Raw genomic sequence first — 16,320 nt, forward strand, 5'->3', positions numbered from 1 at the left:
AAACCCTGCCGTCTTGTCACGGAGCTGCCATGAAAGCCCTGATTCTTGCCGCATGGATGGCGCTGGCCGCCGCGCCCGCTTTTGCGCGGGACGGCGTGCCTGGCGTGCCGCAAGCGCCGCCATCGGCGCGCACCTTGCCTGATGCATGTTTGGGAACGTCGTGCCCAAAGACCGTGGACCCGAAAAGAAATACGCCGTGCTTGGGCATGTCGTGTCCGGAGTCGGGGTATTCCGCTCCCGGTACCGCACCCGGCGCGAAGCCCGGCACCAGCACCACGCCTGCGCCGTGGAGCGGCGGCCCGGCCCAGCCGAAGCTGCCGCCAATGCCGTCGCGTTCGGGGCAACCTGTGGGGCCGTTGACGCCAGGGCCGGCAATTCCGCGGTAGCCATTGCGCGCTGACACGCTTGCTGCCTGACGCGGATGCGCCATGTTTTTGCACACCGTTGGTGCATCGTTGAAAAACTTCATGACCGCGCTTGTTGTCTGACAACGTAGCCTGCTATCTTCTGCCCCGTAGCGCGTTCGTCGCACTCTGAAACCCCCAATTCATGCCTGCCCGTCAACGCCTTTCCCTCGACCCCACGCCTGCGCCGCCGCTGTCTACCGACGGGCTGGGCTGCGCGGCCAGCAAGCTGCTTTTGAACCAGCACTTCGAGGGCGGCGGCCTGACCTTCTATCGCAAGAGCACCGACAACGCGCAATTCGGCAACGTTGAAACGCCGGCATCGGACCGTGGCTTTCTGGTGGGTGTGGCGATGCAAGGCGGGCACCGCCGCCGCATCCTGCAAGGCAACCACGCATCGACGCACGACTTCGATACCGGTTCGATCTACATCCGCGATTTCCACGACGACTACCGCGCCGACCTGCAAGGCGGGTTTGATTTTGTGCTGATCGAACTATCGCGCGCGTTCATCGAACGCGTGAACGACGAAAAGGGCGGCCCGCGCATCAGCAGCCTGGTGCCGCGCGCGGGCACGGGCGATCCGGTGCTGGCGCATCTGTCGCAGGTGCTGGGTGGCGTGCTGGAGCAACCCGCGCAAAGCAGCCCCTTGTTTGTCGAGCATCTGGGCCTGGCCATCGGCACGCATTTGCTTGAGCACTACGGGGCCGGCGCCACCACCGGCTGGTCGGACTCGGGCAGCCGAGTGTTGTCGCGCAAGCTGGAGGCGCGCGCGAAAGACATGCTGCTGGCAACGTTGCGCGACGACAGCTCCATCGCCGACATCGCCGAAGCCTGCGGCTTGTCGCGCAGTTACTTCATCAAGGCGTTCCGGCAAACGGTAGGCACCACGCCGCATCGCTGGCTGCTGGAGCAACGCGTGCAAAAGGCCAAGGAGCTGTTGCTCTTGCCCGGCCGCTCAATTACCGACACCGCGCTGCTGTGCGGTTTTGCTGACCAGGCGCACATGACGCGCGTGTTCACCAGCCTGGTCGGCGTGTCGCCGGGGGCGTGGCGCCGGGCCAACGTGACCTAGGCGTGATGAAGCGGCCGTAGCGTCGGCCGTCGCGTTGGCCGTCGCGTTGGCCATCGCGTCGGCCATCGAGGCAGCCATCGCGGCGCCCTTATCCAGTAGCGGCCCTATCCGCGGCAATAGCGCTTTCATACAAACCAGGACCCAACTGCGCAAGACGCAGCCGGCAGCAGCAAGCTACCGTTTGGGGTATCTTGCCGCTTTCCCCGGCTGTTTCGGATTGAATCCATGAACCGTCTTGCCACTGATTCGGCCTGCCAACCGGCCGATCTGCCGGCCTTGCACGCCCAGGCGTTCCCGATGCTGACGCCCGCCCTGATTGATCGGGCGGCGTCCCATGGCGAGATTATCTCGGTGCCAGCCGGCACCGTGCTGCTGAAAAGCGGCGAATGCGAAGCCGCGTTCTATATCGTGCTGGACGGCTACGCCGAAGTCCTGGAATGCGAACCCGGCGGCGTCATGCACAGCCTGCTGATGCATCGCGACGGCGAGTTCACGGGCAGCCTGGATTTGTTCACTGACCGCCCCAATGCGGTGACCGTACGCGCTGATTCCCCCAGCCGTTTGTTGCGCATCAGCCGGGCGGCGTTGGCCCAACTGTTGCTGACCGAACGCGAGTTGGCCGACGTTGTGCTGCGCGCATTCATGCTGCGGCGCATCGGGTATCTGCGCCAACGGCCGTATGGCGGCGCGATCCTGCGGTCAGCCATGCCGCCCGGTGAAGAAGATTCCGTGTTGGACCTGACGGTGATTGGTGGCGGCCCCGCCGGCCTGGCCGCAGCAAGCTATGCCGCGTCCGAAGGCTTGCAGACCTTGCTGGTGGGCGGTTCGCTATGCGGGCCGGACGCGTTGCGCGAAGACGTGCTGCGCGGGTTTCCCGGCACGATCACGGGTTTGTGCGGGGGCGGGCTGCTGCGCCGCGCGGAAGTGCAAAGCCGGCGTTTCGGTTCGCACGTGCTGCCCGGGCGCACCGCCACCGCGTTCGACGATGCCTGTTATCCGTACCGCGTGTGGCTGGACGACGGCCAGATGATTGAAACCCGCAGCCTCATCGTGGCGACAGGCATGCAGAAAGGGGAAACGCCCCAGACGGCCGGGGACGCCAACACGGCGTGGCTGGATGGCTGCCTGGACACCGACGAACGCGGCTACATTCACACTGGCCGCGCGGCGGCGGGCTCCATGCAGGCGCGCGCCTATGAAAGCTCGCAGCCTGGTGTGTTTGCGGTAGGGGCAGTGCGGGCGGGGTCGGACAAGCACGTGTTGGCCAGCATCGCCGAGGGCGCGGCCGCGGTGCGTGTCGTGCACCGCTTCCTGGACGCCTCGGCTCACTGAACGCGCCGGGCCGGGCAGGGCGCCGTCAGGCGGACGGCCCCGGCTTGGCCTGACGCGTGTCCAGCGCCAGGAAATGGTGCACCACGGGTTTCTCTGGCCCGATGTGAAAGCGCTGCGCTTCGCCTTGCAGGTCGGCATCGGCTTGCGACACGCGCTGGTGCTGCCGCATATGCTCCGCCCATGACTCCACCAGGAACCATTCCTGCACGCGTTCGGGGTCGCTGGTGTGTTCGGCAATGCCCCAGGCGTAAGCGCCGTCGCGCCGGCGTTCTTCCGCCACCGCTTTCAGCGCTTGCAGAAACGCCGGACGATCTTGCACGCGGATGCGGTATTCGATCTGCACCATCACCGGGCCACGATCATGCTCAACCGGCGCATCCAGCAAGGGTTCCGGCCAATGGTTGGACGGGTCCAGATTGGCTTCGCCCTGCGGCAGACGCAAGCGGTGCAGCAGCACCCCGGCCACCAGCAGCCCGGCCGCGCCTGCCAGCAAGGTGGCGGGCACGCCGATTTCCTGCGCCAACAAGCCCCAGCCCAGGCTGCCTGCGGCCATCGCGCCGTTGAACACCATCAGGTAGATCGCCAGGCCGCGGCCGCGCACCCAGTTTGGCAAGATGGCTTGCGCGACGCCGTTGAAGGTGGTCAGCGCAACGATCCAGCCCAAGCCCAACAGCAGCAACAGCAACACCGCCGCCCATTGCGGCGGGGCAAAGGACAGCGCCGCCATGACCACGGCCGTAATGGCGGCCGCCGCCAGCACCAGGCCATCCGTGTTCAAGCGTCGGCGCAGCCTGGGCAGCACCACCGCGCCCAGAATCGCGCCCACGCCCACGGCGCCCAGCAGGATGCCGTAGAACCCGGCGGTGCCGCCCAGCATCTTGCGCGCCACCAGCGGCAGCAACGCCCAGACTGAGCTGGCGAAGATGAAGAACACCGCCGCGCGCAGCAGCACGATGTGCAGTTCGCGGCTGGCGCGGGCATAGCGCACGCCGGCGCGGAAGGCGCCAAAGAACTGTTCGGACAGGCCGTCGTCCACCTTCTTGGGGCGTTTCCACCAGAGCAGCGCGCCAATCACGAACACATAGCTCATCACGTCGGCGCCATACGCAGCTGCCGCGCCAAAGGCGGCCAGCAACAGGCCGCCCACGGCCGGGCCCAATGCGCGGGCGATGTTGATGCCCAACGAGTTCAAGCCCACCGCGGTCTTGAGTTCGGCCTTGGGCACAAGCTCGGGCACGATGGCCTGCCACGTCGGCCCCATCAACGCCGTGCCCACGCCGCCCAGGAAGGTCAGCGCGATCAAATATTCCACGGTCAGCGTATTGGTCTTGGCCATCATCAGCAGCGTGAAGCTGACGCAGGCCAACAGCACCTGGATGATGATCAGGAAGCGGCGGCGGTCCAGGATGTCGGACAAGACGCCCGCGGGAATGGCCAGCAGGAAGACGGGCAGCGTGGCCGCCGTCTGCATCATGGCCACCGCCGCGGGGTTGTTGGACAGGTCGGTGACGAGCCAGGCGCTGGCCACGTCGCGCATGAAACTGCCGATGTTGCCCAGGATGGTGGCGCCCCACAGCACGGCGAATAGCGTGTGCTTGAGCGGGGCCATGCCGCCTACGGCGGCGGGCGGGGGGTTACTTGGGTTGGCTCCGGCCATGCGGACGCTCCGTAAAATCATGCCAGGCGACCAGGACCCACGCCCCAGCCAGCCCGATGTGCTCGTAAAAGGCGTTCATATTCATGAATCGCGTGTCGGCGGGAGATTCCCAGTAGCGGTTCGCCATCAGGGCGGCCGCGGCGGTGAACACCGCCAGCGCCAGCGCGCCCAGCCAGCGCAGCCGGCCAGACAACACCAGAACGCTTGCACCGAGTTCCAGCAGAATAACGGCGGCGGCCGCCAGATGGGCAGGGTGCAAACCGAAATGCGCCATCTCGGCTTGCGCGCCGTCGAAATCCATCAGCTTGACGAGCCCGCCCTGCAAGTACGCGCCGCAAAGCGCCAGCAGGGCCAGCCAGCGCACGGCGGGCGATGTCATCACTGCGCGCATCGTCATACCGCCCAGCAGGCGCAGCCCAGCGCGCCCCAGAACCCTTTCAGGTCAGAGACGGGCAGCTTGCTGGCCCAGGCGCCCGCGTGCTGGTGGCCGTGGACGTTGCAGTCGTTGGCGCAGGCGCAAGCGGCGGCCGCTTCGCGCAAGGTGGCTTGCAGCGGCTTGCCTTCGCTGTCGCCCCAGGCGCCGTAGCCGCCGAACAGACGCGTCGGCGACCAGTCCGGCATGGCGGGCGGCGGCGCGGCTTCGTCATGCCCGGCGAATTCGCCAGCGCCCCACACCACCTTGCCGCCCACCATCGTCAACAGGCAGGAGGTATCGGCGATGTCGGATTCCGGGCAGGCGAAGAAGTCGCGGTCGGGCACCACCAGGTCCGCCAATTGGCCTTCGGCGATGCGGCCCTTCTTGCCTTGCTCGTTTGAGAACCAGGTAACGTTTTCGGTCCACATGCGCAGCGCCGCGTCGCGGTCCAGGCAGTTGCGTTGCGGCGTCAGGCGCAGGCCGCCCACCGTCTTGCCGGTGATCAGCCACGACAAGGACACCCACGGGTTGTACGACGCCACGCGCGTGGCATCGGTGCCGGCGGATACGTTCACGCCTTTTTCCAGCATGCGTTTGACAGGCGGCGTGGCTTCGGCCGCGCCCGCGCCATAGCGTTCAACGAAGTACTCGCCTTGATACGCCATGCGATGCTGCACGGCCACGCCGCCGCCCAACGCGGCGATGCGGTCAATCGAGCGTTCGGAAATCGTTTCGGCGTGGTCGAAGAACCAGTTCAACCCTTCCAGCGGCACGTCTTTATTGACGCGTTCGAAGACGTCGAGCGCGCGCGAGATGGTCTCGTCATAGGTGGCGTGCAGGCGCCAGGGCCAGCGGTTTTGCGCCAGGATGCGCACGACTTCTTCCAGCTCGCCTTCCATTTCGGGGCCCATTTCGGGGCGCGGCTGGCGGAAGTCTTCGAAGTCGGCCGCCGAGAACACCAGCATTTCTCCCGCGCCGTTGTGGCGGAAGTAGTCGGTGCCTTGCTTGTACTGTGACGTGGCCGTCCAGTTCAGGAAGTCTTCCTTTTCCTGCTTGGGCTTTTGCGTGAACAGGTTGTAGGCCAGGCGGATCGTCAACTGGCCGGCGTCGGCCAGCTGCTGGATCACCTGATAGTCCTCGGGGTAATTCTGAAAACCGCCGCCCGCGTCGATGGCGCCGGTGACGCCCAGACGGTTCAGGTCGCGCATGAAATGGCGCGTGGAATTCACCTGGTAGTCAAACGGCAGCTTGGGGCCTTTGGCCAGCGTGGCGTACAGAATGGACGCGTTGGGTTTGGCCAGCAGCAGCCCGGTGGGGTTGCCGGCGTTGTCGCGCACGATTTCGCCACCCGGCGGGGCGGGCGTGGTCTTGTCGTAGCCCACGGCGCGCAGCGCGGCGGCGTTCAGCAGTGCGCGGTCATACAGGTGCAGGATGAACACGGGCGTATCCGGCGCCACGGCGTTCAGCTCTTCGATGGTGGGCAGGCGCTTTTCAGCGAACTGGTGTTCGGTGAAGCCGCCCACCACGCGCACCCACTGCGGGGCGGGGGTAATGGCGACCTGGCGGCGCAGCATGGCCATGGCGTCGGCCAGGCTCGTCACGCCGTCCCAGCGCAGTTCCATGTTGTAGTTCAAGCCGCCGCGAATGATGTGCAGGTGGTTGTCGATCAGGCCCGGCAGCACGCCGCGCCCGTTCAGGCTGATCACCTTCGTGGCGGGGCCGGCCAGCGGCAGCACGTCGGCGGAGGCGCCTACGCGTGTGAAGCGGCCATCTTTGATGGCGACGGCGTCCGCGGTGGGGCGGGCGGGGTCCAGGGTCGTGAAGCGGCCTTGATGCAGGATCAGGTCGGGGGCGCCGTGGCGCGCGGGGTCCAGAGTGTCAGCCATTGCGCTTGTCTTCACAGATGTTGGAGGGGGGCGGGGCGGGTGTTTTGGGGCAGCTGGGCAGTTCGCCGAACATGTGCGGCTTGACCTGCTGGTGTATCCACGACGTGCGCGTGGGCTCGTCGGACAGCAGGCGTTTGACCAGCGGGGGAATCTGTTCCCCCGCCAGGATGCCAAGCAGGCCTACCAAGGCAATCACCGGAGGCGCGGGTGAGCGCACGTTGAACAGCGCGTAAATGACCCCGACCAGCAGGCCGAGCCCCAGTGAAACCAGGTAGACCTTCATCAGCGTGCTCCGATCAGCCTTCGTGGGCGTTGAACATGGACTTGGCGTAGAGGATGCCCAGGCCATAAGCGCCGCCGAACTTCTTGGCGATGCCGGTCGTCATGTCATAAGTATCGGTACGCGCCCAGTCACGCTGCATTTCCAGCAGGTATTGCAATGCCGTGATCGGCTGGCCGCCTGCTTGCACGATACGCTCGATGGCGCGGTTGTGCGCTTCGGCCGACACGTCGCCGCAGGCGTCGGTAATGACATAGACCTCGAAACCCTGGTCCAGCGCCGACAAGGCCGGGCCCACGATGCAGACGCTGGTCCACAGGCCGGCAAGCACAATGCGCTTCTTGCCGATTTCATTGACCTGCTTGATGACGGCGGCGTCTTCCCAGGTGTTCATGGACGTGCGGTCCAGCAGCGCCTGGCCGGGGAAGGGCGCGACGACTTCGTCGAACATCGGGCCCGAGAAGCTCTTTTCAGCAACGGTCGTCAGGATGGTGGACGCGCCAAAACCGGCAGCGGCCGAGGCGACCAGCGCGGCGTTGTTGCGCAGCGTGACGGCGTCGATGGAGTGGGTGGCGAACGCCATCTGCGACTGGAAGTCGATCATGATGAGCGTGTGGTCTTTGGGCGAAAGCAGCTTGGCGCCGGGCGTGGCGGTGGCGGTGATGGGCATCAGTAACTCCTGTGGTGCCGGGGTGAGGAAACACCGGCAATGTGCCCGCGCGGCCCGGCGGCGTATTGAACATTTGTCCGCCTCTTTGAAGATTGTGATTGCGCACGCCTGCGAAACATTTATTTCGCGTCTTTCATTTTTCTTTCACGCTTCGCGCGCCCGCGCTACGGCAGCGTTCGTCCATTCTGAAGTGCGAATTACTTGTAATTACACGTGAACATGGCCCCGTTTCCGGGCAATAGGAAAGGGCGTGAGCGAACCATACTTGTCCGCTGGCGGGCCTGTGTCGGGAACGGGCCTGCATTCTTGCAAGGGTGCACCATGAATGCGTTGAGTTTGAAGGCCAAGCTGCGGTTGGCCATGTTGTTGATGTGGATCGGTTTGTTGGCGCTGGGCGGGTGGTCGGCCTTGAATGCGCGGGACATCATGATGAAAGAGCGCCGCGACGGGCTCGAGCGCATTGTCGAAGTGGCGCAGAGCGTGGTGGCGTCTTATGCCAAGACGGTGTCCGAAGGCAAGCTGAGCGCGGCAGACGGCAAGCGCCAGGCGCTGGACCAATTGCGGCAACTGCGCTTTGACAACAACAACTTCGTGTTCGTGGTGGACACGCAGCCGGTGCTGCTGATGCATCCGTTTGGCGCATCGATCGTCGGCCAGAACGTGGGCGACCGCAAGGACACCCAAGGCCATGCGTATTACAAGACGATGGCGGACCTGGCGCGCGCCAAGGGCAAGGGCTTCGTGGAATATGAGGCCTCCAAGGCGGGCAACGCCGATGACCGCGCGCCCAAAATCAGCTTCATTTCGTACTACCAGCCGTGGGATTGGGTCGTGGTGTCCGGCGTGCTGGTGGACGATATCCAGACCGCGTTCTACAACAACCTGCTCAAGGCGCTGGCCATTTTGGGCCTGATCGGCGCGGTGGTGACGGGCGTGATGTTCATGATCACGCGCAGCGTATCGCGCAGCCTGGGCGGTGACCCGACCTACGCGGCGGGCATCGCCGGCCGTATCGCGTCGGGCGACTTGAGCCACGCGGTGGACGTGGACCACAACGATACGCGCAGCATGATCAGCGCCATGGCCAAGATGCAGGAGAACCTGGCGCAAGTCATCGGCGGCATCCGTGCGGGCGCGGAAAGCCTGAACGGCGCGGCACGCGAAATGTCTGCGGGCAATCTGGATTTGTCTTCGCGCACTGAAGAGCAGGCGGCGTCACTGGAAGAAACCGCAGCCAGCATGGAAGAGCTGACCGCCACCGTGCGCCAGAACGCCGGCAGCGCCGAGCAGGCCGTGCAATTGGCGCAGGCGGCGTCTGGCATCGCCGCGCGCGGCGGCGAAGTGGTGGGCAAGGTCGTGACCACGATGGACGGCATTACCGATAGCTCGCGCCGCATCGCAGAAATCATCGGGCTGATCGACAGCATTGCGTTCCAGACCAACATCCTGGCGCTGAACGCGGCCGTGGAAGCGGCGCGTGCCGGCGAGCACGGCAAGGGCTTTGCCGTGGTGGCGACCGAAGTGCGCAACCTGGCGCAGCGCAGCGCGCAGGCCGCCAAAGAGATCAAGGACCTGATCGACGATTCCGTCGACAAGGTCAGCACGGGCGCCAACCTGGTGAACCAGGCCGGCCAGACCATGGCCGAAATCGTGCAGGCGGTGCAGCGCGTGACGCACATCGTGGGCGAGATTACCGTGGCCTCGCGCGAGCAGACCTCGGGCATCGAACAGGTCAGCGTGGCGGTGGCGCAGATGGACCAGATGACGCAACAGAACGCGGCGCTGGTCGAGCAGGTGGCGGCGGTGGCCGCGTCCATGGAAAGCCAGGTGGGCGGCTTGTATGCATCGGTCTCGGCGTTCAAATTGGGCGGTGATTCCGCTGGGCACGCCGACCGCGAGCCGTCGTTCGCGCAACCGGCCGCGCGCCGTCTCGCGCTGAGCGCCTAAGTGTTTGTCTTTGAATTGAAAACAGGAAGTTGCATGGCAAATCGTCAAAGCCGTCGCGTGTCGCGTCAAACCCTAGCCCTTGCTCGTGTGTTGAGCCCGGTCTTGTTGCTGGGCGCCACGTGCGCCCAGGCCGAAGTCACCGCGTTTGACGTGCAGGCGCGCCAAGCCCCCGCACTGGAAGGCCGCGTGTTCGGTGAGCGCGGTGTGGCTGAAAAGCTGACGGGCGTGGCCACCATCAGCCTGGACCCGGCCGACCCGCGCAACGCGGGCATCACCGACCTGGCGCTGGCGCCGCGCGATGCGCAAGGCCGCGTCACGGCGCGCGCCGATGTCGTGATCTTGCGCCCCGCCAAACCGAACGGCACGCTGATTGTCGAAGCGCCCAATCGTGGCCGCAAGCTGATCGGCACCGTCGTTGATGGCGGCGGCATTCCCAACAGCAGCCGCCTGGAAAAGGCGGAAGACGCGGGTAACGGCTTCCTGCTGTCGCAAGGCTACACGCTGGCGTGGGTGGGCTGGCAGGGCGACGTGCCGGTGGGCGAGGGCATGCGCCTGGACGTGCCGGTGGTGCCGAACGTGACCGGGCCGGTGCGCGACGAATGGATTTTCAAAAAGGCGGGCGCGGCCGAACGCGTCACGCTGAGCTACCCTGCGGCCAAGCAAACGGGCGCGCGCCTGTCAGTGCGTGCGCAGCGTTTGGATGCGCGCCAGTATCCGGCGGGCTTGTCGTATCGCTTCATTGACGACAACAGCATCGAGATCTCGCGTCCGGCCGACATGCCGGTCGACGCCATCTACGAATTCACCTACACCGCGCGCGACCCCGGCGTGATGGGCATGGGCTTTGCCGCCATGCGCGACGTGACCGCCTTCCTGGCGCGCGCCGACGTGGCCAGCAACCCGCTGGCCGCGCAGCATGGCGGCCAGGTCAAGCAGGTGCTGGGCATGGGCATTTCGCAGTCGGGCCGTTTCCTGCGCGATTATCTGTACCAGGGCTTCAACCAGGATCTGCAAGGCAAGCGCGTGTTTGACGGCATGCTGGCGCAGATTCCCGGCGCGCGGCGCACGTTCGCCAATACGCGCTTCGCGCAGCTGTCACGCAACCCCGGCCCGCATGCGGATGATCTGTACCCCGTGGACCAATTCCCGTTTGCGTACGCCACCAGCACCGACCCGCTGACGGGCAAGCGCGACGGCCTCTTGCAGCAATGCCGCGCCACGAACACGTGCCCGCGCATCATGCAGCTGGATTCCGAGTACGAATTCTGGGCCTCGCACGCGAGCCAGCTGGTGACGGACGCGCGGGGTCGCGATCTGCCCTTGCCGCCTGAAGTGCGGGCGTACATGGTGGTGGGCTCGCAGCATTTTCCCAGCCCCGTGTCCAAAGCCATGGCCACGTGCGCGCTGCCCACCAGCCCGATTGACCCGCAGCCCGTCACGCGCGCGTTGCTCAATGCGCTGGACGCGTGGGTGGGCCAAGGCACGCCGCCGCCCGCCAGCCGTTACCCGACGCGCGCCCGCCACACGCTGGTGGACGCCAAGGGCCTGTACCCGGCCATTCCGGGCCTGCCGTACCACGCGGCCTATGTGGAATCCCGCCTGATCGTGGACGGCTCGCGCCTGCCGCTGGTGGAAGGCGAATACCCGCTGTACCTGCCGAAGGTGGACGCCGACGGCAATGCCGTGGACGGCGTGCGCCTGCCGCAGATTGCCGCCCCGCGTGGCACGTACGTGGGCTGGAACCCCAAGAGCAACAACGCCGAGGGCCTGTGCACGCAGATGGGCAGCGCCGTGCCGTTCGCGCTGACCCGTGCCGATCGCGTGGCCCGCAACGACCCGCGCCTGTCCATCGAGGAACGCTATCCCACGGATGCGGCCTATGTGGACGCCGTGCGCCGGGCCAGCGATGACCTGGTGCAAGCTCGCTTGTTGTTGCCGCAGGATGCGGCCGCCGCGGTCGAGGAAGCCCGCGCCGGCAAGCTGGCCAAGCTGGCTCCGTGATGGGAAACGGCCAGTCGCGTGCGGAACAATTTTGCAATCGGCTGTAAAAACTCCACTTGGGGCTGACGGCCCCGGACTTCCAAAGCGCCCGCAAGGGCGCTTTTTCTTTGTGCGGGCGGCGCGCGTCCCGATTCACGCCGGGGTTGCGTACGGGTTGCGTCCGAAAGCGGGCAACCCCCGCACCGCCTTGGTGCGCAGCGCGCCGCAGCAGGGTGCGCCGAGGGGCGGGAAGGGGTTGGCGCCCCTCGGGTTTCCCCTTGAATTGTCGACAACGCGGGGGCCGGAAAACTTGGCATGCAAGTTGCTTATTTTTTTAACGAGCTATTGCTACTATCGATCGTCGTGCCTGCCGGGTCAGGGGGCGGACGGGCCCGACGTTGTCAGCGTGACCTTGCAGTGTGGAGACTTTCATGAAGCATCTCATCAAGCACGTGACTCGCTACCGCTATGCCGCCCCGGTGAACTACAGCATCCAGACGCTGCGCCTGACGCCGCGCCGCGACGACCATCAACACGCGCTGCGCTGGCAGATCCAGACGCCGGGCGAAATCCAGGCGCAGGTCGACGCCTATGGCAACGTGACGCACACGCTGACGTTGCACCGCACCCATAGCGAAATTGAAATCCATGCCGTTGGGCAAGTCGACATCCACCCGCTGGCCCAAGGCCATGTGGGCGACGAAGACGAACGCCTGCCGGTCTACATCTATGGCGTGCCCACCGGGCTGACCCAATGTGACGACAGCATCCGCGAATTTTGCCGCCACGTGGTGCCGCGCGGGGTGCATACGCCCGAAGACGTGCTGCGCTTGAGCGCCGCCATCCGCGAACGCGTGGCCTACACGCCGGGCGTGAACGATGTGCCGCTGTCGGCGGCGCAGGTGCTGGCGGCGGGCCGCGGCGGCAGCCAGGACCATGCCCATCTTTTACTGGCCTGCGTGCGCGCCTTCGGCACACCGGCCCGTTTTGTCAGCGGCTATTGGCACATGGCGGGCGATGACGCCGCCAGCCATGGCTGGGCCGACGTCTGGCTGGCCCGTCACGGCTGGGTCAGCGTGGATGTCAGCCATTCCTGCTTCGCGTCGGACGGCCATTGCCGCCTGGCCGTGGCGCGCGACTATGAATCGGCTTCGCCCGTGCGCTGGTTGCATGGGGCGGCGGCCGCGCTGTCCATGAATGTGTCGGTGCAGGTACAAACCAGCCACTGACTCGCCCAGTTGACCCGGAGAAGGCAGTGACCATCCACGTAGCACTCAAGCACGTCACGCAATACAAATACGACCGTTTGGTCAGCCTGTCGGCGCAGGTGCTTCGGCTGAGACCCGCCCCACATAGCCGTACTCCGATCCTGTCGTACTCGCTGACGGTGGAGCCGGCCGACCATTTCATCAACTGGCAGCAGGACCCGTTCGCCAACTATCTGGCACGGCTGAATTTCCCGACCAAGACACGTGAATTCAAGATAACGGTAGACCTCGTCGCCGAAATGGCCGTGTACAACCCGTTCGACTTCTTCCTGGAGCCGGACGCCGAGGAATTTCCGTTTACCTACGATGAAGGCCTGGCGCGCGAGCTGGCGCCGTATCGCGTGTGCGACAAGGCCACGCCGCGCTTTACGGAATTCCTGTCGCGCGTGGATGTGCGTCCGCAGCGCACGGTGGATTTTCTGGTGGGCTTGAACCAGCAGATCCATAAAGAAATCAATTACTTGATTCGTATGGAGCCGGGCGTGCAGACGCCCGAGGAAACGCTCACGCGCAACGCCGGATCGTGCCGGGATTCGGGATGGTTGCTGGTGCAGGCGTTGCGGCATCTGGGCTTGGCGGCGCGCTTTGTGTCCGGCTACCTGATTCAGTTGAAGCCGGATGTGCGGGCGCTGGACGGCCCCAGCGGCGCGCAGACTGACTTCACCGACCTGCATGCGTGGTGCGAGGTCTATCTGCCGGGCGCTGGATGGATCGGGCTGGACCCGACGTCCGGCCTCTTGGCGGGCGAAGGCCACATTCCGCTGGCGGCCACCCCCGAACCGGGCAGCGCCGCACCCGTGACGGGCGCGGTGGACGAAGCCGAGGTCGAATTCACGCACACCATGTCAGTCACGCGCGTGTTCGAATCGCCGCGCGTCACCAAGCCCTACACCGACGAGCAATGGCACGCCATCCGCGACCTGGGCGACAAGATCGACGACCATCTGGACCACATGGATGTGCGCCTGACGATGGGCGGTGAACCGACCTTCGTGTCGGTGTCCGACCGCGAAGGCGCCGAGTGGAACACCGCGGCGCTGGGGCCCACCAAGCGCGGCTATGCGGTGGAACTCTTGAACCGGCTGCGCACGCGCTACGGCGGCAACGGCTTCCTGCATTTCGGGCAGGGCAAGTGGTATCCGGGCGAACAATTGCCGCGCTGGGCGCTGTCGATCTACTGGCGGGCAGACGGCCAGGCTTGCTGGGCTGACCCGGCGCTGTTCGCCGACGAGCGCCAACGCAGCGCCTATACCGTCGCCGATGCGCGGCGTTTCATGACGAAGCTGTGCGAGCGGCTGGGCTTGGAAGATCGCTACGTTGTGCCGGGCTATGAAGACGTCTTCTACTACTTGTGGCGCGAGCGCCGGCTGCCCGTCAATGTGGACCCCTTCGACGCGCGTCTGGACGACGAGATGGAACGCGCCCGGCTGCGCCGCGTGTTCGAGCAGAAGCTGGACAGCGTGGTGGGCTACGCCTTGCCGATCCAGGCGGGCGAGGGCGGGCCTTGGGTGTCCGGCCCCTGGTTCCTGCGCGACGAACGCATGTATCTGTTCCCCGGCGATTCGCCCATGGGATACCGGCTGCCGCTGGATTCGTTGCCTTGGGTGGCTGAGGCCGATGCCCCCGTGGCCGTGGACCGCGACCCCTATGATGCGCGCCGATCCTTGCCGGGGCCGGCGCAGCTGCTGACGCAGCATGCGCGGGCGTCGGGGCGTCGGGAGGTGAATGGCAAGGGGGCGGGGGGAGTGGGGGCCGGGGGAATACCTGGGGCCGCTGGCGCAACGGCGGCAGCAGGCTCGTCAGACGCTGCCGCACCCGCGCGATTCGAATCCGCCGCCGGCCTGACGCGCACGGCCATGTGCGTGGAAGCGCGCAAGGGCGTGCTGTACGTCTTCATGCCGCCGCTGCCGCGCCTGGAGGATTATCTGGCGCTGGTGGCGCAGGTTGAGGCCACGGCGCGCGACTTGAACACCCGCATCGTCATGGAAGGCTATCCGCCGCCGCGCGACCCGCGCCTGAAGGTGTTGCAGGTGACGCCCGACCCGGGCGTCATCGAGGTCAACATCCACCCGGCCAGCAACTGGGCCGAACTCGTCGACCATACCGAATTCCTTTACGAAGCCGCTTTTGAAACCCGGCTGTCCACCGAGAAATTCATGGCCGATGGCCGCCACACCGGCACGGGCGGCGGCAACCACTTTGTGCTGGGCGGGGCCACAACGGCCGACAGCCCGTTCCTGCGCCGCCCCGACGTGCTGGCGAGCCTGCTGGCGTACTGGGTCAACCATCCGTCTTTGTCGTATCTGTTCTCGGGGCTGTTCATCGGGCCGACCAGCCAGGCGCCGCGTATCGACGAAGCCCGCAACGATCAGGTGTACGAGCTGGAGCTGGCGTTTCAGGAAATACACCGCCGTTGCGCCGAACAAGGCGCTGACGTGCCGCCCTGGATGATCGACCGGGCGCTGCGCAATATTCTGGTCGACGTTACCGGCAACACGCATCGTTCGGAATTCTGCATCGACAAACTCTATTCGCCCGACAGCGCCACGGGGCGGCTAGGCCTCTTGGAACTGCGCGCCTTTGAAATGCCGCCGCATGCGCGCATGAGTCTGGCGCAGCAGCTGCTGCTGCGCGGCCTGATTGCGCATTTCTGGAAGACGCCTTACACCGCAAGGCTGACGCGCTGGGGGACGGAACTGCACGACCGCTTCCTCTTGCCGACCTTTGTGAAGATGGATTTCGAGGACGTGCTGGCGGACTTGAACGAGGCGGGGTACGGGTTTGACGCCGCCTGGTTCGCGCCGCATTTCGAGTTCCGCTTCCCCTTGTTTGGCGATGTGGCCGCGCGCGGCATTCATCTGGAACTGCGCGGCGCGCTGGAGCCGTGGCACGTGATGGGCGAAGAGGGCTCGTCCGCGGGTACGGTGCGGTATGTGGATTCGTCGCTTGAGCGGGTGGAAATCCGGGTATCCGGTTTGAACGACAACCGCTATGTTGTGACGGTCAACGGCCGGGCGCTGCCTTTGCAGCCCACCGGACGCGTCGGTGAGTACGTGGCGGGCGTGCGTTACAAGGCTTGGTCGCCGCCGTCGGCGCTGCATCCCACCATCGGCGTGCATGTGCCGCTGACGGTAGACATTGTGGATACCTGGAACCGCCGTTCTTTAGGAGGCTGCAAATATCACGTCGCGCACCCGGGCGGGCTGAACCCGGAGTCGTTCCCGGTCAATTCCTACGAGGCCGAGAGCCGTCGCCTGGCCCGCTTTGAAAAGATCGGGCATACGCCGGGGCGCATGGATGTCGCGCCCGCCGAGGTCAGCCGGGAATTTCCGTTCTCGCTGGATTTAAGGCACGATTGAGCCCTACCAGATGTTGAACCCCGGCGGTCCCGCCGCCGATAAAGCTG

12 protein-coding genes are annotated in these 16,320 nt (G+C 65.8%); 6 read left to right on the forward strand and 6 right to left on the reverse strand.

Annotated features, from left to right (window positions below; genetic code table 11):
* Positions 1 to 16: 16 nt before the first annotated feature.
* Positions 17 to 469, reverse strand: coding sequence for a hypothetical protein (locus AC1DB0_RS27305; protein WP_346551827.1), 453 nt, complete (start codon positions 467 to 469; stop codon positions 17 to 19).
* 80 nt (positions 470 to 549) lie between these two features.
* Between AC1DB0_RS27305 and AC1DB0_RS27310 the strand changes: the two genes are divergently transcribed.
* Both AC1DB0_RS27310 and AC1DB0_RS27315 read left to right on the forward strand, forming a co-directional pair.
* On the forward strand, positions 550 to 1,479 hold the full coding sequence (locus tag AC1DB0_RS27310; protein WP_476758335.1) for a helix-turn-helix domain-containing protein: 930 nt from the start codon (positions 550 to 552) through the stop codon (positions 1,477 to 1,479).
* 225 nt (positions 1,480 to 1,704) lie between these two features.
* Entirely contained in the window at positions 1,705 to 2,811 is a 1,107-nt protein-coding gene (locus AC1DB0_RS27315; RefSeq protein ID WP_342065564.1) for a cyclic nucleotide-binding domain-containing protein, read from the forward strand.
* A 25-nt stretch (positions 2,812 to 2,836) separates the two neighbouring features.
* On the opposite strand, the gene AC1DB0_RS27320 is transcribed toward AC1DB0_RS27315, so the two are convergent.
* The 5 genes from AC1DB0_RS27320 to AC1DB0_RS27340 are packed head-to-tail and all read right to left on the reverse strand — an operon-like array spanning position 2,837 to position 7,719.
* The gene (locus AC1DB0_RS27320; RefSeq protein WP_476758334.1) at positions 2,837 to 4,468 is read right to left on the reverse strand and encodes an MFS transporter; all 1,632 of its coding nucleotides are present in this window, start codon (positions 4,466 to 4,468) and stop codon (positions 2,837 to 2,839) included.
* On the reverse strand, positions 4,446 to 4,847 hold the full coding sequence (locus AC1DB0_RS27325; protein ID WP_476758333.1) for a DoxX family protein: 402 nt from the start codon (positions 4,845 to 4,847) through the stop codon (positions 4,446 to 4,448). The genes AC1DB0_RS27320 and AC1DB0_RS27325 overlap by 23 nt, the downstream gene beginning before the upstream one ends.
* A 14-nt stretch (positions 4,848 to 4,861) precedes the next feature.
* A complete protein-coding gene (locus AC1DB0_RS27330; protein ID WP_476758332.1) occupies positions 4,862 to 6,769 on the reverse strand; it encodes an amidohydrolase in 1,908 nt (635 codons plus the stop codon).
* Positions 6,762 to 7,052 (reverse strand): XapX domain-containing protein, encoded by a 291-nt coding sequence (locus tag AC1DB0_RS27335; RefSeq protein WP_054426842.1) that lies wholly within the window; start codon positions 7,050 to 7,052, stop codon positions 6,762 to 6,764. Before AC1DB0_RS27335 ends, AC1DB0_RS27330 begins: the two co-directional genes overlap by 8 nt.
* A gap of 13 nt (positions 7,053 to 7,065) precedes the next feature.
* Positions 7,066 to 7,719, reverse strand: coding sequence for an isochorismatase family protein (locus AC1DB0_RS27340; protein ID WP_054426841.1), 654 nt, complete (start codon positions 7,717 to 7,719; stop codon positions 7,066 to 7,068).
* A 321-nt stretch (positions 7,720 to 8,040) separates the two neighbouring features.
* Between AC1DB0_RS27340 and AC1DB0_RS27345 the strand changes: the two genes are divergently transcribed.
* The 4 genes from AC1DB0_RS27345 to AC1DB0_RS27360 all read left to right on the forward strand — a co-directional run bounded on the left by AC1DB0_RS27345 (position 8,041) and on the right by AC1DB0_RS27360 (position 16,273).
* Complete coding sequence (locus AC1DB0_RS27345) at positions 8,041 to 9,666, forward strand: methyl-accepting chemotaxis protein (RefSeq protein WP_342065563.1); 1,626 nt, start codon at positions 8,041 to 8,043, stop codon at positions 9,664 to 9,666.
* Positions 9,667 to 9,699: 33 nt separating this feature from the next.
* Entirely contained in the window at positions 9,700 to 11,667 is a 1,968-nt protein-coding gene (locus tag AC1DB0_RS27350) for an alpha/beta hydrolase domain-containing protein (protein ID WP_476758331.1), read from the forward strand.
* A 410-nt stretch (positions 11,668 to 12,077) separates the two neighbouring features.
* On the forward strand, positions 12,078 to 12,875 hold the full coding sequence (locus AC1DB0_RS27355; RefSeq protein WP_054426839.1) for a transglutaminase family protein: 798 nt from the start codon (positions 12,078 to 12,080) through the stop codon (positions 12,873 to 12,875).
* A 26-nt stretch (positions 12,876 to 12,901) separates the two neighbouring features.
* Positions 12,902 to 16,273 (forward strand): transglutaminase family protein, encoded by a 3,372-nt coding sequence (locus AC1DB0_RS27360; protein WP_476758330.1) that lies wholly within the window; start codon positions 12,902 to 12,904, stop codon positions 16,271 to 16,273.
* Positions 16,274 to 16,320: the final 47 nt, after the last annotated feature.

Source organism: Achromobacter sp. 10T422 (genome assembly GCF_056394065.1).

Coding starts and splice junctions, on each gene's coding strand:
- AC1DB0_RS27330 (WP_476758332.1), bottom strand. CDS start 6,769: ATGGCTGACACTCTGGACCCCGCGCGCCACGGCGCCCCCGACCTGATC.
- AC1DB0_RS27320 (WP_476758334.1), bottom strand. CDS start 4,468: ATGGCCGGAGCCAACCCAAGTAACCCCCCGCCCGCCGCCGTAGGCGGC.
- AC1DB0_RS27315 (WP_342065564.1), top strand. CDS start 1,705: ATGAACCGTCTTGCCACTGATTCGGCCTGCCAACCGGCCGATCTGCCG.
- AC1DB0_RS27305 (WP_346551827.1), bottom strand. CDS start 469: ATGAAGTTTTTCAACGATGCACCAACGGTGTGCAAAAACATGGCGCAT.
- AC1DB0_RS27340 (WP_054426841.1), bottom strand. CDS start 7,719: ATGCCCATCACCGCCACCGCCACGCCCGGCGCCAAGCTGCTTTCGCCC.
- AC1DB0_RS27310 (WP_476758335.1), top strand. CDS start 550: ATGCCTGCCCGTCAACGCCTTTCCCTCGACCCCACGCCTGCGCCGCCG.
- AC1DB0_RS27345 (WP_342065563.1), top strand. CDS start 8,041: ATGAATGCGTTGAGTTTGAAGGCCAAGCTGCGGTTGGCCATGTTGTTG.
- AC1DB0_RS27335 (WP_054426842.1), bottom strand. CDS start 7,052: ATGAAGGTCTACCTGGTTTCACTGGGGCTCGGCCTGCTGGTCGGGGTC.
- AC1DB0_RS27350 (WP_476758331.1), top strand. CDS start 9,700: ATGGCAAATCGTCAAAGCCGTCGCGTGTCGCGTCAAACCCTAGCCCTT.
- AC1DB0_RS27355 (WP_054426839.1), top strand. CDS start 12,078: ATGAAGCATCTCATCAAGCACGTGACTCGCTACCGCTATGCCGCCCCG.
- AC1DB0_RS27325 (WP_476758333.1), bottom strand. CDS start 4,847: ATGACATCGCCCGCCGTGCGCTGGCTGGCCCTGCTGGCGCTTTGCGGC.